The sequence below is a fragment of the Arcticibacter tournemirensis genome (genome assembly GCF_006716645.1).
GTDB classification, from domain to species: domain Bacteria; phylum Bacteroidota; class Bacteroidia; order Sphingobacteriales; family Sphingobacteriaceae; genus Arcticibacter; species Arcticibacter tournemirensis.
Genome location: NZ_VFPL01000001.1, coordinates 1,917,656 through 1,939,276 on the forward strand (window position 1 = coordinate 1,917,656; position 21,621 = coordinate 1,939,276).

Consider the following 21,621-nt stretch of genomic DNA (forward strand, 5'->3'; position numbering starts at 1 on the left):
AGTTAAACTCTTGCGCTATAAGTAGCCTTATTGCTGAAACTTTAAAGAAGACAGCCCGTATAATTTAATCTTAAGGAATCAAAAATATACACAGGTCCAATTATTAAAGATGCGAAAATTATCTTTTCAGCAGCAGGTCCTTACAGGATTTGGCCTTGCTCTCTTTATCGTTTTTTTGCTGGCAATAGTATCTTTTGTAAGTATTCAGGATCAGCGCGACGATATCGAATGGGTAGAGGAAGCAGAACGTATGATTAGCTTAAATGCAAACATTCAACAGAAGCTTACCAATGCGGAAACTAATCAAAGGGGATATGTAATAACGCCTCTTAATAGCTTTTTGAGATCATACAGGCAGGAAGTCAATCAAGTGATGCCTATGATTAGTGAACTGCGTCGTATGGCCGATGACAATCCCCGGCAGTTAAAAAACATTGATTCTTTAAATTACTACGCTGGGAGGAAGATTGATGAGATGGAAGGGATAATTGATTCAATCTCTTCTGGTGCTAGCTTTAATACTACCAGATTAAAGGTGCATGTTGTGTATGCCCAGTTTTTAATGAATAAGGTTCACGAATTCATAGTACGCATTGAAAACGAGGAAAATAAGTTGCTCGAAGACCGACAGAAAGAAAGCGCTGAGGCAGGCAGCAGGACACTGGCGATTATTCTGACTGGATCTTTTTTGATCTTTTGTTTGTTATTACTGGTATTTAGTTTCATTAGGAAAACCTTTAAACATCAGAAACTGATTGAAGAGCGGATAAGGGATGCGAATATCGAATTAAGGCATATAACAGGCGAAAATGAAAAAAAGAATTGGATACTTACAGGCTCTTCTGAAGTAGATGCGGCAATACGAGGTGAACTTGACATAACGAAGTTATCCGGAAATGTAATAACAGTATTGGCAAAGTATGTTGACGCGAGGGTGGGTGCACTTTATCTTTCAGGAGAAACTGGCACCCTTACACTTAGCGGTAGTTATGCATTGAGGGGAATGGAAGGTAAAGCGAGGCAGTTCGAGCCGGGAGAAGGATTGATTGGACAGGTGGCTCTTGAGAAAACCGCTGTTGTCTTTAGTGATGTTCCTGAAGACTACATTCGCATTGAATCGGGGACAGGCGATACAGCTCCCCGCTCTTTGCTTATACAACCTATTCTCTTTGAAGATGAGGTTAAGGGCGTGCTTGAGTTAGGTTTTACATTTGATATTTCGGAAATAAAAATAGCTTTCATCAGGGAAGTGGTAGACGCTATCGGAATTGCGATTAATACAGCCCAGGCAAGGGTTCGGTTAAGAAATCTGGTTAATCAGACGCGACAGCAGGCGGAGGAGCTGGAAAGCCAGCATGAAGAGCTGCGGGCCGCGAACGAGGAGCTTTTGCAGAAAACTCATCAGCTTCAGGCTTCTGAAGAAGAACTCACGGTACAGCAGGAGGAACTCAGACAAATGAATGCGGAACTGGAAGAAAAAGCTGAGATGCTGGAAGAGAGAAACAGGATCATTGAAAAAACGAAAGAAGCTATTGATTTAAAGGCTCAGGAACTGGAGCAGACAGGCAGGTATAAATCGGAATTCCTTGCCAATATGAGCCACGAACTGCGAACTCCACTTAACAGTATCCTGATTCTGGCCAAAATCCTAAAAGAGAATAAGCAGGAAAATCTGACTGCGGATCAAATAAAATATGCAGGTGTGATTCATAATGCAGGGAGTGATCTTCTGACATTAATAAATGACATACTCGACCTATCGAAAATAGAATCAGGAAAGCTTGATCTTACAATAGAAGAAGTAAGTCTTGATGAATTAAGAGATGATATGATATCGCTGTTTGCCGAAGTTGCGAATAGCAAGGGAATAACCTTCTCATATCAGATTAGCCCTGGGGTATCCGATTCGATCATATCAGATAAACTTCGTATAGAACAGGTTTTAAAGAATTTGCTTTCGAATGCCTTTAAGTTTACGCCTGAAAAAGGGAGTGTAACGGTATCTGTATCCAAAGCGGGACCTGAAACGGTGTATACTAATAAGGCATTATATGCTGCTTCGGAGGTAATATCGTTCCAGGTTAAAGATACGGGTATAGGAATTTCCGGAGATCAGCAAAAAGTTATTTTTGAGGCATTTAAACAAGCAGATGGTTCTACAAGCCGTAAATATGGCGGAACTGGATTGGGCTTGTCAATTTGCAGGGAACTGGTTCATTTACTTCAGGGAGAAATAAAGGTTGAAAGCCAGTTTAAACAGGGAAGTACATTTACATTACTTTTACCAATAGAGGGAGAGTCTGCTGAAGCGGCTCCCGTAGAGCAGGACGAACATAAGCATCCTGATTTAAATGTGAATCCGGAGACACTAACGAAATCAGATTCTGAAGCTTCAAAACTTTCCAGTTCAGAAAATATTCACACCTTGCTGATAATCGAAGATGACGAGATCTTTGCCAATCAACTGAGAGAATATGCTCTAGAAAGGAACTTTAGGCCGTTAATTGCAAGTCAGGGCGATGTTGGACTTAAAATGGCGCAGGAACAACAACCCGACGCTATTGTTCTGGATATTAAGCTGCCTGTTATGGATGGATGGACGGTGTTGAAAAGGCTTAAGGAAGATATCCGAACTAAAGATATTCCAGTTCATCTGATGTCTTCAGGAGATGCTGCGAAGTCGAAAGTCCGCAAAGAAGGGGCTGTTGGATTTTTGCAAAAGCCGGTTGATAAAGAACAGCTCGACGAAATATTTGACAGCCTCATAGTTGACCGGGAAGAATCAGCACTCTGTAAGGTTTTGGTAGTTGAGGACCAGAAGGTAGTAAGCGAGGTTCTTGCTGGAGAATTGTCTGCCCGTAATATTGCAGTAGTGCAGGCTTTTGATGGTAAGGAGGCACTCAATATACTAGAGAAGGATATGCAATTTGATTGTATCATTCTTGACCTGAGGCTTCCTGACATCTCGGGGGTAGAGCTTTTGAAGAAAATAAAGGAAGATGCCCGGCTTAACAGAATCCCAGTTGTGATAAATACAGCTATGGAGCTGGATAAGGAGACCATGCATACTGTAATGAAGTATACCAATGCAATGGTTCTTAAGGGTGGTAAATCTAATCATAGACTGCTTGACGAGGTGAGTTTATTTATGAATAAGATTAAAACGGTTGTTCCCCGCTCTGGCTCGTCCTTAGCAGACAAGCCATTGAAAAAAAATAACTCTACGATGGAAAAGGCTTTGAAAGGTAAATATGTATTGGTTGTGGATGATGATATGCGTAATATATTCGCTTTATCAAGCGCTCTTCAAGACTTTGAATTGAAAATTGAAATTGCCAACAACGGTAAAGAGGCGTTACAGCAGCTTGAGGAGCATCCTGATATTGATATTGTTTTAATGGATCTTATGATGCCGGAAATGGACGGTTATGAAGCTATTAGGGAAATCAGGAAACAATATCAATACCGCGATCTTCCTGTAATAGCACTCACGGCTAAAGCGATGAAGAATGATCGTGAAAAATGCGTGGAGGCAGGTGCAAATGATTATATTTCAAAGCCGCTGGATATCAACAAACTGCTGTCCATGATGCGGGTTTGGTTGAGTTAAATTTATATTGAAGCCTGTGCATAACGAAAAACTTACATCGGAAGAACTTGAGGAATTGATTAACTGGATCAATAATATTCACGGCTTCAGTTTTGATGGTTATTCAAGAGCCTCTCTGAAGAGGCGGGTGGCACGTCTTCTCGAACTGCGGAATTTTTCTTTTTATGATTTGAAGGGACTTTTGATCAACGATCTTGATTTTTTTGAAGAATTCATCATTGACGTTACTGTAAATGTCACGGAGATGTTTAGAGACCCTTTGTTTTTCGGAGCGTTAAAACAAAATGTATTTCCCTATCTCGCTTCTTTTCAGGAGATTAAGATATGGAGCGCAGGGTGTTCGACAGGGGAAGAAGTATATTCGCTGGGCGTCTTATTAGAGCGCGATGGTTTATATAAAAGAACGTTCCTATATGGGACGGACATCAATCCAAAGGCGATAGAAACGGCCCGGAGAGGAATTTATAGTTTGTCGAACATGAAACAGTATTCAGAAAATTACAACAGGATAGGTATTGCCGGATCTTTATCCGACTTTTATCTAGCTCAGTATGATGCCGCTCTGATCGCCGGTCAGCTGAAAAAGAACACGTTGTTTTCTGTTCATAATTTAGTATCAGACGGAGTATTCAATGAGTTTCAGATGATTTGTTGCCGGAATGTCCTCATTTATTTTAACGCAGAGCTACAGCAAAGAGTCCTGCAGCTTTTCTATGATAGTTTATGTCCCTTAGGCTTTTTATGCCTCGGTGCAAAGGAGATACTTCGGGGTACAGAGCTTTCAAAGAGGTTTAGAATTATAGACAAATTTCAGAATATTTATCAGAAAATTTCGTGAAGCTAGAATTAGTCACGCCTTCATAATATTTTAACGTTCAGATGCAACCTTTAGGAGTATTGCAGACGTATACAACGGTAAAGGCTCATGCACTAAACAGCAGTAGCCTGCCTATACAGTTGAATATTTTAAAGGGCGAAGGCTTTATCTTCACATAAAGAATATACTTAAAATAATGGATTTAATTAAGCTGTTGATAGTTGATGACAGACCCGAGAATATCGTTGCTCTTGAAGCTTTGCTAAAGCGCGATGAGATCGAGCTTATAACCACAACTTCTCCCAATGAGGCTCTAAGAATCTGTTGGGAGCAGGATATTGCTATTGCACTTATCGATGTTCAAATGCCTGAAATGGATGGATTTGAGCTTGTGGAGATCCTGAAAAGCAATCCGCGAACACGCGAAATGCTGGTAATATTTGTGACGGCAATTTCAACTGAAACAAAATACGCCGTACGGGGCCTGTCGGTTGGAGCTGTTGATTATTTGTATAAACCTCTTGACCCATATATAACTTCTGCTAAGGTTGATTCCTTTATACAGTTGGTGCGGTATCAGCGGGAGATTAAACGTAAGAATGAAGAGCTTGAGAGTTATCAGAAGGAGCTTATCAAGGCGAAAGACCTGGCTATCCAGGGAAGGAAAACCAAGGAAAGCTTCCTGGCGAATATGAGCCATGAAATTCGTACTCCTATAAATGGTATTCTTGGACTGATCTACTTGCTTCAGAATTCGAATCTCGATGATGAACAGAAAAGAATCATCGAATTGCTAAAAGACTCATCAGAGTCGCTTCTGGGAGTAATCAATGATATTCTTGATTTTTCGAAAATAGAAGCAGGAAAGTTTAAGATTGTTCGATCTGAAACCCGGATTACTCATGTTGTTGGGTCCGTAACAGGACTTTTAAAAGCCAAAGCCGATGAAAAAGGGCTTTTGATGAATGTTTTAGTAGACGAAAATGTTCCTCCACTTGTAATAGCAGATGCTCTTCGCTTAAATCAGATCCTGCTTAACCTTTTAAGTAATGCTATTAAGTTTACAGAGAGAGGAACAGTGTCGTTGTTTGTTAAGGCTCCTGAGAGTAAAGGTAGCCTCACCCGTTTGCAGTTTATAGTGAAGGATACCGGTATTGGTATTCCTGCCGACAAACATGACCGGATATTTGAAATTTTCGAGCAGGCAAACGAGAATACCGGACATGTGTACGGAGGTACCGGACTGGGTCTTTCGATAGTTAAAAGATTAGCAGCCTTGATGGGCGGAGAGATTTCTGTTGAAAGCCAGGAGGGTGTTGGCAGTAGTTTTACTTTTGCTAACTGGTTCAAAGTAGTAATTGAGGACGCTGATAAAGTTTCGGTTAAGAGTATTTCGGCACTGGAGAAGTTTGACAATCTTAATATCCTTGTTGCCGAGGATAATACGATAAGTCAATTCATGATCAGAAAGATCCTTGCTGGCTGGAATATAAAGGCGGATATCGTAGAAAACGGGGCTCAGGTTTTGGAAAAAATAAATCAAAATAGATACGATCTGATCCTGATGGATACCTATATGCCTGTAATGGGAGGATATGAAGCAACCCGTAAAATACGTACGGAAATGCCCGAGAACGTAAGGAATATACCGATTATATCCCTGTCGGCGGCCGTAATGGACGACGAAAAACAGGAAGCTTTAGATGCTGGTGTGAATGATATTTTAAGTAAGCCTTTTGATCTCAATGCATTACACCAAATGATCGACCGGTATATCCGGAAGGCTGACTGAATTAAATCTCGTAAGTCGGAATTAGATATATCGGAGGGCCAACAACTGCCATTGCTTCTTATGAGTTTGCACGCCTCATTTTTTTAATAATAAATTTGATAATCTTATAAAAAGGCGTACTTTTGCATTCCAAAATAATGAATATCCTAATGCGGAAGTGGCGTAATTGGTAGCCGCACCAGACTTAGGATCTGGCGCCGAGAGGCGTGGGGGTTCGAGTCCCTTCTTCCGCACATAATTCCCTCCGCTGACCGGGGGGAATTTTTGTATAGACACTAATGAACTAAATGTCGTAAAATGAATATCACACAAGAGAAAATCGATAACCTAAACTCAGTAGTTAAAGTAAGTATCAAGCCAGAGGACTATCGCGACCGCGTTGAAAAAGCTATTAAGAGCCAGGCTAAGAAGGCAAAACTCCCAGGCTTCAGACCAGGTATGGTGCCTCCATCTCACATAAAAAAGATGTATGGCAAGAGTATACTTGTGGATGAGATAAATAATTTGTTGAACGATTCTCTTAACAATTATATCACAGAAAATAAGCTTGACGTCCTGGGCCAGCCACTTCCGAAAGTTGATGAAAGCAAGGAGTTTAACTGGGATTATAACGATGAATTCGAATTTGATTATGAACTTGGGCTTGCGCCTGAGTTTGAACTTAGTTTTTCAGAAAAAGATACCCTGCCTTATTATCAGATAAAAATCGATGCTGAGACACTTGAGTCACGCGTCAAAAACATCAGAAAGAGTTATGGCAAAATGACAAACCCTGAAGTTTCGGCAGAAGATGATATCCTTTATTCCGAATTAACGCAACTATCTCCGGATGGCTCTGTTTTTGAAGGCGGTATAAGCAGTACAGCTTCTGTCAGGCTCGACCTGATTAAAGATGAGGAAATAAAGAAGGCTTTAATAGGTCTTAAGAAAGACGATGTTACAGAATTGGATATTCAGAAAGCATTTGCTAATGATGCCGCTCAGATATCGAAATTGTTAAACATTGGTGAGGACGATGCGAGAGATCTGCAGTCTAAATTTAGGTTGACAGTAAAAAATGTGAACAGACTCGAAGAGGCTGATCTGGATCAGGAGTTCTTTGATAAATTATTTGGCAAAGACGCTGTAAAAACAGAAGAAGAGTTTAAAGAGAAAATCACGGCAGAGCTTGAGTCGATGGTAATGCAGAATGCTGACCAGAAACTTAATAATGATATTATAGGTTTTGGACTGCAGAAGTTTAATCTTGAACTTCCTGATGAGTTCCTTAAGCGTTGGCTGAAGGCGACTAATCAGAATATAACCGAGGAAGAACTCGAGAATGGCTATAGTGATTTTGCGCGTAATCTGAGATGGACGCTGATTGAAAATAAGCTGATGAAGGAAAATAGTCTTGAAGTAAAATACGAGGATGTTTTTGAAGCAGCGAAACAAAGGCTTGATGCTCAATTCAGAATGTATAGTCCTCAAGCTCTTCCTGAGGATCAGTTAGCACAGTACACGGTTCAGTTTTTACAGAATAAAGAAAACGCCAACAAGGTATTTGAAGATGTAAAAACGGCGAAGGTTCTTGATTATCTGAAAACTGTTATTACATTAGATAAGAAGGAAATAGAATATAACAAGTTTCTGGAACTGAATTAAAAAATATTGGTTATAAGAGTGTTTTAGCCAGTATTTCTTTACAGGGAAATTACTTGCTTATGCTTTAATTGATTTAAATTAGTAACCATATAAATTCAATCCAATGAATATTGATAAAAATGAATTTCGTAAATACGCGGTAAAGCACCACCGTATAGGTAGTCAGCATGTTGATAAGTTCATAGCAGGCGTGGAGAGAAGCTCTCTTCCAATGTCGATGACTCCCTATATTATCGAGGAACGTCAGTTGAACGTTGCTCAGATGGACGTTTTCTCTAGATTAATGATGGATCGCATCATTTTTCTGGGCGATGCGATTTATGATAATAATGCGAACATCATTCAGGCTCAGTTGTTGTTCCTTCAGTCGACTGATGCAAAACGCGATATCCAGATCTATATTAACTCTCCTGGAGGATCGGTATATGCAGGGTTGGGGATCTATGACACGATGCAATATATTTCGCCGGACGTAGCTACAATATGTACAGGAATGGCGGCTTCAATGGCTGCTGTGTTACTCTGTGCCGGCGCTGCGGGTAAACGTGCGGCTTTGTCTCATTCAAGAGTGATGATTCATCAGCCTCTCGGGGGCGTTCAGGGACAGGCTTCGGATATTGAAATAACTGCACGTGAAATATTGAAACTGAAGAGGGAGCTTTACGAAATTATTTCTAATCATACCGGTCAGGAATATCAGAAAGTTCACGATGCTTCAGACAGAGATTATTGGATGATTGCTGGTGAAGCTAAAGAATTCGGCATGATTGACGAGGTTCTTGGTGAAAACAAAGGAAACAATGAGTAAAAGTTCGAAAGACATAAAATGTTCCTTTTGCGGAGCAGGTAAACAGGACACGCTGATGCTGATTGCTGGCCTTGACGCTCATATTTGCGACAAGTGTGTAGCGCAGGCAAATCAGATATTGGCCGAAGAGCTATCGACCCGCAAAAGTAAAACTTCGCAGTCTGCTTTAACCCTAATGAAGCCGCTTGAAATCAAGAATCACCTGGACCAGTACGTAATTGGTCAGGACGATGCTAAAAAGGTTTTGTCTGTAGCGGTATACAATCATTACAAAAGGTTGAATCAGAAGATTGAGAAGGATGAGGTGGAGATCGAGAAGTCGAACATCATCATGGTAGGAGAAACCGGAACTGGTAAAACATTGCTTGCAAAAACCATTGCAAAAGTACTTCATGTACCTTTCTGCATTTGCGACGCAACGGTTCTAACGGAAGCCGGTTATGTTGGAGAGGATGTCGAAAGTATCTTAACACGGCTTCTCCAGGCTGCCGATTATGACGTTGCTTCTGCTGAACGCGGAATCGTATATATAGACGAGGTTGACAAAATAGCCAGGAAGAGCGATAATCCTTCCATTACCCGTGATGTTTCAGGCGAAGGCGTACAACAGGCGCTACTCAAGATTCTTGAAGGCACGATAGTAAACGTCCCACCTCAAGGGGGAAGAAAACATCCCGATCAGAAGATGATTGCAGTAAACACGAATAATATATTGTTTATCTGTGGTGGTGCTTTTGACGGAATTGAAAAGAAGATTGCCAACCGGTTAAGAACACAAACGGTTGGATATAAAGTAAAGAAAGAGGATGTAAATATAGATTTAAAGAATCTGTATAAATATATTACTCCTCAGGACTTACGCTCATTCGGGTTAATTCCTGAATTGATCGGACGGCTTCCTGTGATTACACATCTCAATCCCTTAGACCGGACTGCTTTGCTGAATATTTTAACCGAGCCGAAAAATTCGTTAATAAGACAATATAAGAAGCTGTTTGAATATGAAGGTATAAAGCTTGAGTATGAAAAGGAAGTGCTTGAATTTATTGTCGATAAAGCGATGGAATTCAAGCTCGGTGCACGCGGACTGCGGTCTATCTGCGAGGGCATCATGATCGATGCTATGTTTGAAGTCCCTTCTGAGAAGCAGCATGAGAAGGAGCTATATATAACGCTCGATTACGCACTTGAGAAGTTCGCCAAGTCGGACATAAAAAAACTAAAAGTTGCATAGAAAGAGCCCCGAAGAAATTCGGGGTTTTTTGTATCCGAAATATTAAAATTATGAATGAAGAAAAAGATGTTAAAAAAGATGCTGATGTTTTAGAAAAGACACCAAAGGTAAAAGAAGTGGAAAGCCCTGTGAAAAAAGGGCTTAAAACCAAGGAGCAAATCGTATCTAACTGGCTTCCCCGGTATACGGGCAGACCGCTGAGTCAGTTCACTGACTTTATTATATTGACCAATTTTTCAAAATACCTTCAGCTTTTCTCTGAATGGCATAACAACGCTCCGATAATGGGTTTAGACAAGCCCATGCAAAGTGTGTCTGCAGCAGGTATCACTATTATAAATTTCGGAATGGGCAGTCCGCTTGCTGCCACGATGATGGACCTTTTGAGCGCCATCAGTCCCAAGGCGGTTCTCTTTTTAGGGAAGTGCGGAGGCTTAAAGAAAAAGAACAATATCGGGGATCTTATACTTCCGATAGCCGCTATCCGTGGTGAAGGTACATCTAATGATTATCTTCCTGCAGAAGTTCCGGCGCTTCCTGCTTTTGCCCTTCAAAAAGCAATCTCAACAACTATACGTGATCATTCCAGGGATTATTGGACAGGAACAGTTTATACCACGAACCGTCGGGTATGGGAGCACGATAAAGAATTTAAACGCTATCTTAAATCTTTAAGAGCTATGGCGGTAGATATGGAGACGGCCACAGTATTTACGGCTGGTTTTGCAAATAAGATACCAACTGGCGCACTATTGCTTGTTTCGGATCAGCCTATGATCCCTGAGGGTGTTAAAACTGCTGAAAGTGATTCGAAGGTGACAGAGAAATATGTAGAAACTCATTTGCGCATAGGCATAGATTCACTTGAGCAGTTAATCAATAACGGTCTGACCGTAAAACATCTTAAGTTTTAACGTTTGCCACTTATAACATAAGGCCAATATCATATTGCGGCGTCGTCTCTGTGGATTGATCGTTTAATTATTACTTTTGCAAATATGTGGTATAACAACATTTTAGAGACCATTGGAAATACGCCGCTAGTGCGACTGAATAAGATTACTAAGGATGTTAAAGCGACTGTTTTAGCAAAGATCGAAACGGTTAATCCGGGTAATTCTATCAAAGACAGGATGGCATTGCAGATGATCGAAGACGCTGAACGTGAGGGTCTGCTTAAACCAGGGGGGACGATCATCGAAGGGACATCTGGCAATACCGGTATGGGTTTGGCGATTGCTGCCGTGATAAAGGGTTATAAATGTATTTTTACTACTACAGATAAGCAATCTAAGGAAAAGATCGACGCTCTTCGGGCTTTTGGGGCCGAGGTAATAGTTTGTCCCACTAACGTCGAGCCTGAAGATCCAAGATCTTATTATTCGGTATCATCCAGATTGCAGAAAGAGGTTCCAAATGCGTGGAAAGCGAATCAGTATGATAATCTTTCAAATTCAAAAGCCAACTATGAGCAGACCGGACCAGAAATATGGGAACAGACCGAAGGAAAGATCACTCATCTGATCGTTGGAGTAGGTACGGGCGGGACTATTTCGGGAGCGGGAAGATATTTGAAAGAAAAGAACCCTGATATTAAAGTCTGGGGTATAGATACCTACGGATCAGTCTTCAAGAAGTATAAAGAGACCGGAATCTTTGACAAAGATGAAATATATCCTTATATCACAGAAGGCATAGGGGAAGATTTTTTGCCTCAGAACGTTGACTTTTCGGTTATTGATCACTTTGAGAAAGTAACTGATAAAGACGCCGCGTTGATGACCCGGGAAATTGCCAGGAAAGAGGGAATCTTTGCTGGGAACTCGACGGGAGCGTCGATTGCCGGGTTACTACAGCTGAAAGAGCACCTCAAAGAGGGTGATCTGGTGGTTGTAATCGTACATGATCATGGCACACGTTACCTGGCTAAAATGTATAATGAAGATTGGCTGAGGGAACGAGGGTTCCTTAAGGATGAGAAGCTTACTGCGAAGTCAATTCTTTCCAGGAGAGAGCGCCAGGAGATTGTTACAATCGACGCAGATAAAACAGTTCTCGAAGCAATTAACACAATAAAAACATTAAATATTTCACAGATCCCTGTCACGCAGCACGGCAAAATCGCAGGAAAGATTACGGAAAGCGACATTTTAAGCTCATTGCTTGAAAATCCTTCTATGAAGTCAGCTGGCGTACAGGAAGTCATGACGAAACCGTTTCCCTTTGTGGATCTTAATACCTCCATTGATAAGATATCACTGCTTATAAATAAAGAGAATACGGCAGTGCTCGTGGAAGATGAACTTGGGCGTCTTGAAATTATTACTCAGTTTGATATCATTAACGCAATGGCGATATAGCCGTTTAGTAGCAAGCAGCTAGTATCAAGTATCAAGAAATAAGAGTTAAATTCAAAGACTAAGGCTAAGCGTAACGTTGAGCAACGCTGCTTTCAGCTTTTATCTTTCCGCTTTCAGCTTTAGCTTCTTGATACTTGATACTAGCTACTTGATACTCATCAATGCTGTTTCGGCATGGTGTTGATGCGTTTTATATCGGCTCCTAAAGCCCTTAACCGTATATCTATATCCTGATATCCTCTTTCTATTTGTTCGATATTGTGGATGATCGAACGGCCGCTGGCAGAGAGTGCGGCAATAAGAAGTGATACACCAGCACGAATGTCGGGAGAGGTCATTTCTATTCCCCTAAGCTGCACCTGTTTGTCGAGTCCCATAACAGTAGCACGATGAGGGTCACAAAGGATAATTTGAGCACCCATGTCGATGAGTTTATCCACGAAGAACAGTCGGCTCTCAAACATTTTTTGATGGATCATGACATTCCCTTTTGCCTGCGTTGCTACAACCAGAACTATACTTAGCAGGTCGGGGGTAAAGCCAGGCCAAGGAGCATCGGCTACTGTTAGAATAGACCCATCAATAAATGTATCGATCTCGTAATGCGGCTGCGAAGGAATATAGATATCGTCGCCCCGCAGTTTTAAACGTATTCCCATACGTTTGAATATGTCGGGAATAATGCCTAATTCATTGTAGTGAACATCCTTAATAGTGATTTCAGAACCTGTCATTGCAGCCAGTCCGATGAAGGAGCCTATCTCGATCATGTCTGGAAGTAATCTATGTTCTGTTCCCCCAAGCTTTTCAACTCCTTCTATATTCAGCAGGTTCGAGCCTATGCCTGATATTTTCGCGCCCATCCGATTTAACATTTTACAGAGCTGCTGAATGTAAGGTTCGCAGGCGGCGTTGTAAATCGTAGTGATCCCTTTTGCCAGAACTGCCGCCATGATCACGTTGGCGGTACCGGTAACGGATGCTTCATCAAGAAGTATGTAAGCTCCCTTTAAATGACTGGCGTCGACATTAAAAAAATTAGTTTTTGAATTATAATTAAATTTAGCGCCGAGTTTCTCGAATCCCAGAAAATGCGTATCTAGTCTTCTTCTTCCTATTTTATCACCTCCGGGCTTTGGAATAGAAGCCTTGCCGAAACGTGCCAGAAGGGGACCAACTATCATAATTGAACCCCGCAGACTCCCGCCTTTAGCCTTAAACTGCTCTGACATGAAGAAGTCGAGATCAATGTCTTTAGCCTGAAAAGAGTATGTATCTTTTTTCAGGTGCTCTACACGAACGCCCAGATCTCCCAAAAGCTCTATCAGCTTATTGACATCTTTTATATCAGGAACATTGCTTATGATTACCTGTTCTTCTGTTAAAAGTACAGCGGAAATTACCTGTAAGGCTTCATTTTTTGCTCCCTGAGGAATGATCTCTCCCCTCAGAGGTTTTCCTCCGTTAATTTCGAATGCGTTCATGTCTGTTAATTATGAGTCATGAGTAATGAGATATGAGATATAAGCTGGTTAAAACTCATATCTCATATCTCATTACTCATATTAATAACGTTTTCCGTTGCTTTTCGGTCTGTTTCCCTGGCCCCGATTGTTTTGCCGGTTTTTACCGTTCTGGTTATTGCTTTTCTGTTGATTTTTTTGGCGAAGGCCCGGTGCATTTGGCCTGAATTCAACCTTAGTTAGGTTTACATTATCTTCAAGCACCAATTCTCCGTTTGATAACTCTTTGAGATCGTTGATAATGGTTTCATCTGCAACCGAATCTTTATTCCATGTAACGTAGGCCATCTTCATGAAATTAGCAATAGACTGAACCATTAGCTGTTTCCGCTCAGGATCGTCTATGGTCTTTGCCTTTTGCATCAGTATCTCTACGGTCTTCCCATAATGCTTATACCTTATACGCTTCTGTGGATATCCCAGGGGTTCGGGCTTAATGTGAATCGCATCAGGAGAAGGCTTGGGATAGGGAGAATCGACATCAATCTTAAAATCAGAGATAATATGGAGATGATCCCATAATTTATGTTTGAAATCGGCCACATCACGCAAATGAGGGTTGAGAAAGCCCATAAGATCTATGACAACCTGTGCGTGACGGTTCCTTTCTTCTTTTGTTGGCAGATCGCAGATGTATGCAACCATATTTTGTACGTTTCTGCCATATTCAGCAAGGATTAGTTTTCTCCTTGTAGTATTATAATCAAATGTCATCTAATATTCTTGTTTGGGGGGGAAGTTTCCCGGCCGGAATTATTATTATTTCTGGAAATTACGTAACTATACGCAGCTTTGCAAATTTAAGCAAAAGTTGCTTCTGTCCCAATTCTTTAAAAAATATAGTTGCTTTAATATCGGGCTTGTTGCCTTCAATATTTATTACTTTACCAAAGCCGAATCGCTCATGTTCAACTTCCATTCCTACTTGCAAGCCGGAGGTATCAGAAGGCGCAAAGTCAGGAGTAGGCACATGCGCCTTAGGTAATATCGATGTTGTTCGTTGATTAACAGCAGGCTTGGGTTTTGAGAATGTATCCGGAGTGTTATTGCTCCAGGCAGTCCTCTCGTCATTGAAGAAAGGATTTTTGTCAGGCGATTTTGCCTGCTGCCGAAACTCCAGCTCGAGATAACTCGCATCAATTTCATCAATAAAGCGGCTCGGTTCGCAGCTTGTCAATGTGCCCCAGCGATAGCGGGACGTTGCATAGGAGAGTGTCAGCTTTTTCTCTGCCCGGGTAATAGCAACATAAAAAAGACGCCTTTCTTCCTCCAGATCCGAGCGGGAATTTAACGACATCTGCGACGGGAATAAGTTTTCCTCCAGCCCAACGACATACACATGCGGAAATTCTAGCCCTTTAGCGGAATGAATAGTCATCAGCGAAACCGTGTCTGCATCCGGGTTTTTATCGTTATCGTCATTCGTTAAAAGAGCTACGTCCTGCATAAAGACATCCAGCCCTCGTTCAGCAATGTCCTCTCTTTCACTAAATTCTTTGATCCCGTTCAAAAGTTCCTGTATGTTTTCATAACGGTTAAGTCCTTCTATTGATTTATCCTCGTACAAGTCTTTTAAAAGACCTGAATGCTGCGCTATATGCAAAGCGGCTTCATAAGCTGAATGCGTTTTTGTAATTGCCTGGAAGCTCAGAATGAGGGTTGCGAAGTTGCCCACGGCAGTAGCGCTTCTCGGGTCAAGGTGGCTTGCCGCCTCATTAATAACCTGCCATAGGGTAAGGTTACTCTTATCGGCCGCTATTACAACTCGTTCTATCGTGGTGTCGCCAATTCCTCTTCTTGGATAGTTTATCACCCTCTTTAGCGCTTCTTCATCATTCGGGTTAAACGTAAGCCTGAAATACGCAATCAAATCCTTGATTTCCTTCCGTTGATAGAATGATAGTCCTCCATAGATCTTATAGGGGACATTTAATTTCCGAAGTGCCTCTTCCATCGCCCGCGACTGCGCATTGGTGCGATAAAGGATAGCAAAATCATGGTACTTGAGACCCTTAACGGTCCGTTCCTGCATGATGCTTTCCGCTATAATCTTGCCCTCTTCGTTATCACTGAAGGCCCTGGCGACTTTTATTTTATCGCCCATTTCGTTTTCCGAAAAGACGTTCTTTTTAAGCTGGTTTTTGTTGTTGGCAATTATACTATTGGCAACATTAACAATGTTCTGTGTTGAACGATAGTTCTGCTCAAGTTTAAATACTTTAAGGTCCGGATAATCTTTTTCGAAATTTAGAATATTCTGGATATTGGCTCCTCTAAAGGCATAGATACTTTGAGCGTCATCGCCCACTACACAAATATTTTCGTTAATAGCCGCGAGTTTTTTTACAATAAGATACTGCGAAAAATTCGTATCCTGATACTCGTCGACCATCAGGTATTTAAACTTGTTTTGATACTTATAAAGCACGTCGGGATGCTCTCTTAAAAGAACGTTGGTTTTGAAGAGAAGATCATCAAAATCCATAGCTCCGGCTTTGAAGCATCTCTGAGCATATATTTGATAAATTTCGCCCAGTTTTCCTCTGCCAGAGGAAAAATCTTCTGACTGTATATGCTCGTTTTTTTGGTATTCGGCAGCTGAAATGAGGTTGTTTTTTGCAGAAGAAATTCGGTTATAAACGAAATTAGCATTATAAAGCTTATCGTCAAGCTGCTGCTCTTTCAGGATTGCCCTGATAAGACTCTTGCTGTCGTCGGTGTCGTAAATGGTGAAGTTATTAGGGTAGCCAATCTTTTCAGCTTCTACACGCAGTATCTTTGCAAAAACCGAGTGGAAAGTACCCATCCAAATGTTTTTTGCCTCGGGACCGACTACTTTCATTATCCTCTCCCGCATTTCTTTTGCAGCCTTATTGGTAAAAGTAAGCACAAGGATATTAAAAGGATCTACTCCTGATTTAATAAGATGTGCCACTCTATAAGTAATAACACGGGTTTTTCCTGATCCCGCTCCGGCAACAATCATTACCGGCCCTTTGATTTGTAATACCGCCGCTTTTTGTGAAGGATTTAATCCCTGTAAATATTCCAAAACCTGATCCTCTTGTTAAGGCTACAAAATTAAAGAATGAGCACGAATATCTGTGCCCTTCCGATTCTTTATTTCAAAATGCACTAAAAACCCTGATCTTCCGGATTGTGAAGCGTTTCGTTAATGTTTAGAATCTTATCATCAATTTCATTCACGCATTTCCCAATTTCTTTCACAAATTCTTCTTCTTCAATAAGATTTTCCTGTTCAAGAAGCATCAATCCTTTCATGGTAGCAATAGGACTTCTTATCTGATGCGATAGGTGCGAGGAGTAGGCGGAGAGTTTCTTGTTCTTAATTTGAAGGTCTTTTGTCCGGTCGGCAATTATTTCTTCAAGGTTATGATTTATCCTGTCAAGGTTTTCTTTCTGAAGAGATATTTCATCATTCAGTGCCTGGAGCTGCTTGTTGGTTTTGGACTTCTTCCTGACGCTCATTACCAGAAGGATGATAACTACAATTGACAGTATAAGCACTATTGTCGTGGCCCAATATAAAATCTTGCTTGTTTTCTGTCGCTCTATAATTAACTGGTTCTCTCTTTCCTTTTCACGATAAGTATATTGTTCCTGAAGTAAGCCAATTTTTTCAGAAACCTGACTTCTAAAACTCATGCTATCAATTTTATACACTTCTCTTAGGTAGTATAGGGCCTGCTGATAACGCTTTCTTTTATTTTCGAGTTCGTAAGAAGTATAGTTATAGTCTTGTTCTAATTTATTATCCTTAACTAGTCGAGCATAGGCCAGTCCTTCATCGCGTGTTTCTTCGGCCTTTTCGAACTTATTTTGCTGAATATAAACAGAGGTAAGGGTTAGATTTGTACTTGCAATAGTATTATTCAATTCGTTTTCCTTTGCCTTCTTGTTTGCTTCAAGTAGCAGCTCTTCTGCTTTGGATATTTGGTTTAGCTTAAAATAGATAACGCCCCGGTTCTGCAATGACTGGGTTATCCCAATGGGGTTATTAAGTTTCTGAAAAAGGATATAGCTCTGTTCGAAATTTTTTAAGGCGATATTATATTGTTTTTTCCTGTAATAGATAATACCCGTGTTTAAATAACATCCTGCTATCAAATCTGGGATATTTAAATGCCTGGCCAGTATGAGAGCTTCTCTGAAAAACTGAAGCCCTTTTTCATAATCTACTTCTCTATACAGGTTCCCAATGTTATTATAGACTTTTGCTTGTCCATTCAGATTCTTAGTCTCTTTAAACAGCGTTAATGATTTTAGATATTGGGAAATAGCAATATCGTTTTTCCCTAAGTAATAGTTGCCTATTCCGATAACACGATAGGATTCAGCAATGCCGTCCTTGTAATCAAATTTTGATGCGAGATCAAATGCCTTTGTACCGTAGTCTATTGTAAGTTCTGGATCTGTTAAACGTGCTTCATAGCCAAGTCTGTTTAATCTGGCAATCTCCAGGCTATCAGGTCTGTTTAGCTTTTGTGAGAAGCAAGTGTGTATAAAAAGGAAAAAAGTAACAATAAAGAGGTAGTAATTTCTCATCGTAATCTCGACGTAAGATATATAATTTTTTTTACAAAACCATCCACGAAAAAGTTGCTTATTTTTGAATACAATAAATATTAATTAAAAAAATTAAGAACAATGAAAAAGGTATTATTAATAGCAGTATTATTCAGTTTAGGTATGGTTTCCTGCAAGAAGGATGAAGAAGCAAAACCAGCAGTGAAAGCAGAGAGCAGTGTAATGGTAGGTGATAAGAAAGATATGGGCGGTTGGGATTAATAAGTGAAGAACAGAATCAAGAACATTTAAAAATTAAGAACAATGAAAAAGGTATTATTAGTAGCAGTATTATTCAGTTTAGGTATGGTTTCCTGCAAGAAGGATGAAGAAGCAAAACCAGCAGTGAAAGCAGAGAGCAGCGTAATGGTAGGCGACAAGAAAGATATGGGTGGTTGGGATTAACAAGTAAAGAACAGAATCAAGAACATTTAAAAATTAAGAACAATGAAAAAGGTATTATTAGTAGCAGTATTATTCAGTTTAGGTATGGTTTCCTGCAAGAAGGATGAAGAAGCAAAACCAGCAGTGAAAGCAGAGAGCAGTGTAATGGTAGGTGATAAGAAAGATATGGGTGGTTGGGATTAATAAGTAAAGAACAGAATCAAGAACATTTAAAAATTAAGAACAATGAAAAAGGTATTATTAGTAGCAGTATTATTCAGTTTAGGTATGGTTTCCTGCAAGAAGGATGAAGAAGCAAAACCAGCAGTGAAAGCAGAGAGCAGTGTAATGGTAGGCGACAAGAAAGATATGGGTGGTTGGGATTAATAAATGAAGAACAGAATCAAGAACATTTAAAAATTAAGAACAATGAAAAAGGTATTATTAATAGCAGTATTATTCAGTTTAGGTATGGTTTCCTGCAAGAAGGATGAAGAAGCAAAACCAGCAGTGAAAGCAGAGAGCAGTGTAATGGTAGGTGATAAGAAAGATATGGGTGGTTGGGATTAATCACTAAACAATTGGTTTCTTTTCTCGATGCAAGCTATATTTGTTCAAAACTTATAGCGTATGCAAGAGATAAAAAAATATGTTGATGAGAATAAGCAGCGGTTTCTGGATGAGTTGTTCGAACTGCTTCGTTTTCCGTCAATAAGCGCTGATCCCGGTTTTAAGGGAGATGTATTAAAAACTGCCGATTTTGTAGCTGGAAAGCTCAGAGAAGCAGGAGCTGAGAAAGTGGAAGTATGTCCGACTGCCGGATATCCTATAGTTTACGGTGAGAAGATTGTTGATGCTTCAAAACCTACCGTACTGGTGTATGGACACTATGATGTTCAGCCGGCAGATCCATTGGAATTATGGAAGACTTCACCTTTTGAGCCAACAATAAGGGAAGGTAAAATATTCGCCAGGGGAGCCTGTGACGATAAAGGACAGTTTTATATGCATGTAAAAGCCTTTGAGCTCATGCAAAAAACAGGCACGCTTCCTTGTAATATCAAATTTATGATAGAAGGCGAGGAGGAAGTAGGATCAGAGAACCTTGGCATTTTTGTTAAAGAGAATAAGGAACGTTTAAAAGCAGACGTTGTTCTTATCTCCGATACCGCCATGATCAGTCTCGAAGATCCATCCTTAGAAACCGGGCTTCGTGGTCTGTCATATTTAGAAGTGGAGGTCACCGGGCCTAATCGCGATCTGCATTCGGGAGTATATGGCGGAGCAGTCGCCAACCCGGCAACTATTTTATGTAAGTTGATAGCTTCACTTCACGATGAGAATAATCATATTACCATTCCTGGGTTTTATGATGATGTTCAAAGTTTATCTGAAGCTGAGCGTGAGAAGTTGAATGAAGCTCCTTACAATGAAGCCGAGTACAAGGAAGATTTAGGAGTTGAAGAACTATGGGGAGAACAGGGGTATACAACCATAGAAAGAACGGGAATACGTCCGACTTTAGAAGTTAACGGAATATGGGGAGGTTACACTGGTCAGGGAGCAAAAACGGTCCTTCCTTCAAAGGCCAGTGCGAAAATTTCCATGCGACTCGTACCAAATCAAAAATCAAGCAATATAACGCAGCTATTTAAAGATCATTTCGAAAGAATTGCTCCTAAGTACGTAAGCGTAACCGTAACAGAACATCATGGCGGAGAACCTGTAGTTACTCCTACGGATAGTATTGCATATAAAGCCGCTGAAAAAGCTATTGAGCAGTCGTTCGGTAAGAAACCTATCCCAACGAGGGGCGGAGGTAGTATTCCAATTGTAGCTTTGTTCGAAGAAGTACTGGGAATTAAAACGGTATTAATGGGATTTGGTCTCGATAGCGACAATTTGCATTCTCCAAATGAGAAGTTTGACATTGCAAATTATTACAAAGGGATAGAAACCATTCCATTGTTTCACAAGTACTTTGCTGAGCTTAGTTAGCAAAATGCCTAAAGTTTAAGTTATGAATCCGGCTAAATTTTCACTACTTTAAATTTAGCTTCCTCATAATTTAAACTTTTTCTATATTTGCAGGCGAAAAGGGCACCCATAGCTCAGCTGGATAGAGCAACGGTTTTCTAAACCGTCGGTCTCAGGTTCGAATCCTGATGGGTGTACGAAAAGGGCTTCTGATGATTTCAGGGCCCTTTTTTTATTAACCGTGTCATTTAGCGTGTTAACGACCATGAAAAGAAGCATCCTCCCGCTTGCCACTGATCCCCAATGTTATTTACAGCTACTATAATTTCAATCTTTTAGTAAGTTTGTTATCATGAAAGAAATGGACTTTCCCGGATTCATTGTACTAGCGCTTACCATCGGTATTATTTTGGTTTTGAATAGAATATACAAATTCGACACGCTGACGAGTGTCGCCATTGGGGGAGCCATCGGCTTCTGTGCGAGCCTTATATTAAATGTTTTGCGCCGGAATAAATAGATCTATGGCTGTTTCTTATAAAAACAGGCTCAGCTCTGAGGAGATACTTCAGAAAAAGCATCTTTGATCAATGTGCGTATTTCAACCGGAAGATCCGAACTTGCATTGAATCTTAACTGATGCCCCTGTGTGCTCATGTAAATGTAATAATGGTCGTGAATAGAATTAACGTTGCTGTTGCCGATCGGAGGATGTTTAGAGAACCACTCATGGTAAGTGTGCTCTATCTCTTCCATCTTAGATTTGAACTCGTCGGATGTGAATGCCATGCGTTGTTTTCTTCTATTTTTTAAAGATACGGGTTTTGCAGGTATTTAGCGCCCTGCAAATAAAAAGTTACAGCGGATACTTGCTATTTCAGGATA

Annotated in this window: 19 protein-coding genes and 2 tRNA genes; 16 read left to right on the forward strand and 5 right to left on the reverse strand. The window is 40.5% G+C overall.

Annotated features, from left to right (window positions below; translation table 11 throughout):
- Window positions 1-109 precede the first annotated feature (109 nt).
- The 9 genes from BDE36_RS08055 to BDE36_RS08095 all read left to right on the forward strand — a co-directional run bounded on the left by BDE36_RS08055 (window position 110) and on the right by BDE36_RS08095 (window position 12,265).
- A complete protein-coding gene (locus tag BDE36_RS08055; protein WP_141814458.1) occupies window positions 110-3,610 on the forward strand; it encodes a response regulator in 3,501 nt (1,166 codons plus the stop codon).
- A 16-nt stretch (window positions 3,611-3,626) separates the two neighbouring features.
- Window positions 3,627-4,448: a CheR family methyltransferase gene (locus BDE36_RS08060; protein ID WP_141814459.1), complete on the forward strand. Its 822-nt coding sequence runs from the start codon at window positions 3,627-3,629 to the stop codon at window positions 4,446-4,448.
- A 175-nt stretch (window positions 4,449-4,623) separates the two neighbouring features.
- A complete protein-coding gene (locus BDE36_RS08065) occupies window positions 4,624-6,219 on the forward strand; it encodes a response regulator (RefSeq protein WP_141814460.1) in 1,596 nt (531 codons plus the stop codon).
- A gap of 151 nt (window positions 6,220-6,370) precedes the next feature.
- Window positions 6,371-6,452, forward strand: a tRNA-Leu gene (locus BDE36_RS08070).
- Window positions 6,453-6,516: 64 nt separating this feature from the next.
- Window positions 6,517-7,863, forward strand: a complete 1,347-nt coding sequence (tig, locus tag BDE36_RS08075; protein WP_141814461.1) for a trigger factor — start codon at window positions 6,517-6,519, stop codon at window positions 7,861-7,863.
- 103 nt (window positions 7,864-7,966) lie between these two features.
- On the forward strand, window positions 7,967-8,671 hold the full coding sequence (clpP, locus tag BDE36_RS08080; protein WP_128769392.1) for an ATP-dependent Clp endopeptidase proteolytic subunit ClpP: 705 nt from the start codon (window positions 7,967-7,969) through the stop codon (window positions 8,669-8,671).
- Window positions 8,664-9,905 carry an ATP-dependent Clp protease ATP-binding subunit ClpX gene (clpX, locus tag BDE36_RS08085; RefSeq protein WP_141814462.1) on the forward strand — a complete coding sequence of 414 codons (1,242 nt, stop codon included), beginning with the start codon at window positions 8,664-8,666 and terminating at the stop codon, window positions 9,903-9,905. The genes clpP and clpX overlap by 8 nt, the downstream gene beginning before the upstream one ends.
- Window positions 9,906-9,955: 50 nt before the next feature.
- A complete protein-coding gene (locus tag BDE36_RS08090) occupies window positions 9,956-10,819 on the forward strand; it encodes an AMP nucleosidase (RefSeq protein WP_128769390.1) in 864 nt (287 codons plus the stop codon).
- Window positions 10,820-10,903: 84 nt separating this feature from the next.
- The gene (locus BDE36_RS08095; RefSeq protein ID WP_141814463.1) at window positions 10,904-12,265 is read left to right on the forward strand and encodes a pyridoxal-phosphate dependent enzyme; all 1,362 of its coding nucleotides are present in this window, start codon (window positions 10,904-10,906) and stop codon (window positions 12,263-12,265) included.
- A gap of 158 nt (window positions 12,266-12,423) precedes the next feature.
- Here the strand turns inward: BDE36_RS08095 and murA are convergent, their stop codons facing one another.
- The 4 genes from murA to BDE36_RS08115 form a co-directional block, all read right to left on the reverse strand.
- Complete coding sequence (gene murA / locus BDE36_RS08100) at window positions 12,424-13,749, reverse strand: UDP-N-acetylglucosamine 1-carboxyvinyltransferase (RefSeq protein WP_141814464.1); 1,326 nt, start codon at window positions 13,747-13,749, stop codon at window positions 12,424-12,426.
- An 81-nt stretch (window positions 13,750-13,830) separates the two neighbouring features.
- Complete coding sequence (locus BDE36_RS08105) at window positions 13,831-14,502, reverse strand: DUF4290 domain-containing protein (RefSeq protein ID WP_141814465.1); 672 nt, start codon at window positions 14,500-14,502, stop codon at window positions 13,831-13,833.
- Window positions 14,503-14,560: 58 nt separating this feature from the next.
- The gene (locus BDE36_RS08110; RefSeq protein WP_141814466.1) at window positions 14,561-16,840 is read right to left on the reverse strand and encodes an ATP-dependent helicase; all 2,280 of its coding nucleotides are present in this window, start codon (window positions 16,838-16,840) and stop codon (window positions 14,561-14,563) included.
- Between the two features lie 83 nt (window positions 16,841-16,923).
- A complete protein-coding gene (locus tag BDE36_RS08115; protein ID WP_141814467.1) occupies window positions 16,924-18,354 on the reverse strand; it encodes a tetratricopeptide repeat protein in 1,431 nt (476 codons plus the stop codon).
- A gap of 102 nt (window positions 18,355-18,456) precedes the next feature.
- Between BDE36_RS08115 and BDE36_RS23635 the strand changes: the two genes are divergently transcribed.
- The 7 genes from BDE36_RS23635 (at window position 18,457) to BDE36_RS08125 (ending at window position 20,933) form a co-directional block, all read left to right on the forward strand.
- Window positions 18,457-18,597 (forward strand): hypothetical protein, encoded by a 141-nt coding sequence (locus BDE36_RS23635; protein WP_161987577.1) that lies wholly within the window; start codon window positions 18,457-18,459, stop codon window positions 18,595-18,597.
- Between the two features lie 42 nt (window positions 18,598-18,639).
- The gene (locus BDE36_RS23640; RefSeq protein WP_161973408.1) at window positions 18,640-18,780 is read left to right on the forward strand and encodes a hypothetical protein; all 141 of its coding nucleotides are present in this window, start codon (window positions 18,640-18,642) and stop codon (window positions 18,778-18,780) included.
- 42 nt (window positions 18,781-18,822) lie between these two features.
- Window positions 18,823-18,963, forward strand: coding sequence for a hypothetical protein (locus BDE36_RS23645; RefSeq protein ID WP_161973408.1), 141 nt, complete (start codon window positions 18,823-18,825; stop codon window positions 18,961-18,963).
- A gap of 42 nt (window positions 18,964-19,005) precedes the next feature.
- The gene (locus tag BDE36_RS23650; RefSeq protein WP_161973408.1) at window positions 19,006-19,146 is read left to right on the forward strand and encodes a hypothetical protein; all 141 of its coding nucleotides are present in this window, start codon (window positions 19,006-19,008) and stop codon (window positions 19,144-19,146) included.
- A gap of 42 nt (window positions 19,147-19,188) precedes the next feature.
- Window positions 19,189-19,329 (forward strand): hypothetical protein, encoded by a 141-nt coding sequence (locus tag BDE36_RS23655; RefSeq protein WP_161987577.1) that lies wholly within the window; start codon window positions 19,189-19,191, stop codon window positions 19,327-19,329.
- Window positions 19,330-19,389: 60 nt separating this feature from the next.
- Complete coding sequence (locus BDE36_RS08120; protein ID WP_141814468.1) at window positions 19,390-20,757, forward strand: dipeptidase; 1,368 nt, start codon at window positions 19,390-19,392, stop codon at window positions 20,755-20,757.
- A 102-nt stretch (window positions 20,758-20,859) separates the two neighbouring features.
- Window positions 20,860-20,933, forward strand: a tRNA-Arg gene (locus tag BDE36_RS08125).
- A 352-nt stretch (window positions 20,934-21,285) separates the two neighbouring features.
- On the opposite strand, the gene BDE36_RS08130 is transcribed toward BDE36_RS08125, so the two are convergent.
- Window positions 21,286-21,525: a hypothetical protein gene (locus tag BDE36_RS08130; protein WP_128769383.1), complete on the reverse strand. Its 240-nt coding sequence runs from the start codon at window positions 21,523-21,525 to the stop codon at window positions 21,286-21,288.
- Between the last annotated feature and the right edge of the window lie 96 nt (window positions 21,526-21,621).

Excerpts from the sequence above, each read along its gene's own strand:
- BDE36_RS08055 (WP_141814458.1), top strand. The coding sequence starts at position 110 with ATGCGAAAATTATCTTTTCAGCAGCAGGTCCTTACAGGATTTGGCCTT.
- BDE36_RS08065 (WP_141814460.1), top strand. The coding sequence starts at position 4,624 with ATGGATTTAATTAAGCTGTTGATAGTTGATGACAGACCCGAGAATATC.
- tig (WP_141814461.1), top strand. The coding sequence starts at position 6,517 with ATGAATATCACACAAGAGAAAATCGATAACCTAAACTCAGTAGTTAAA.
- clpP (WP_128769392.1), top strand. The coding sequence starts at position 7,967 with ATGAATATTGATAAAAATGAATTTCGTAAATACGCGGTAAAGCACCAC.
- clpX (WP_141814462.1), top strand. The coding sequence starts at position 8,664 with ATGAGTAAAAGTTCGAAAGACATAAAATGTTCCTTTTGCGGAGCAGGT.
- BDE36_RS08090 (WP_128769390.1), top strand. The coding sequence starts at position 9,956 with ATGAATGAAGAAAAAGATGTTAAAAAAGATGCTGATGTTTTAGAAAAG.
- BDE36_RS08095 (WP_141814463.1), top strand. The coding sequence starts at position 10,904 with ATGTGGTATAACAACATTTTAGAGACCATTGGAAATACGCCGCTAGTG.
- murA (WP_141814464.1), bottom strand. The coding sequence starts at position 13,749 with ATGAACGCATTCGAAATTAACGGAGGAAAACCTCTGAGGGGAGAGATC.
- BDE36_RS08105 (WP_141814465.1), bottom strand. The coding sequence starts at position 14,502 with ATGACATTTGATTATAATACTACAAGGAGAAAACTAATCCTTGCTGAA.
- BDE36_RS08115 (WP_141814467.1), bottom strand. The coding sequence starts at position 18,354 with ATGAGAAATTACTACCTCTTTATTGTTACTTTTTTCCTTTTTATACAC.
- BDE36_RS23635 (WP_161987577.1), top strand. The coding sequence starts at position 18,457 with ATGAAAAAGGTATTATTAATAGCAGTATTATTCAGTTTAGGTATGGTT.
- BDE36_RS23640 (WP_161973408.1), top strand. The coding sequence starts at position 18,640 with ATGAAAAAGGTATTATTAGTAGCAGTATTATTCAGTTTAGGTATGGTT.
- BDE36_RS23645 (WP_161973408.1), top strand. The coding sequence starts at position 18,823 with ATGAAAAAGGTATTATTAGTAGCAGTATTATTCAGTTTAGGTATGGTT.
- BDE36_RS23650 (WP_161973408.1), top strand. The coding sequence starts at position 19,006 with ATGAAAAAGGTATTATTAGTAGCAGTATTATTCAGTTTAGGTATGGTT.
- BDE36_RS23655 (WP_161987577.1), top strand. The coding sequence starts at position 19,189 with ATGAAAAAGGTATTATTAATAGCAGTATTATTCAGTTTAGGTATGGTT.
- BDE36_RS08120 (WP_141814468.1), top strand. The coding sequence starts at position 19,390 with ATGCAAGAGATAAAAAAATATGTTGATGAGAATAAGCAGCGGTTTCTG.
- BDE36_RS08130 (WP_128769383.1), bottom strand. The coding sequence starts at position 21,525 with ATGGCATTCACATCCGACGAGTTCAAATCTAAGATGGAAGAGATAGAG.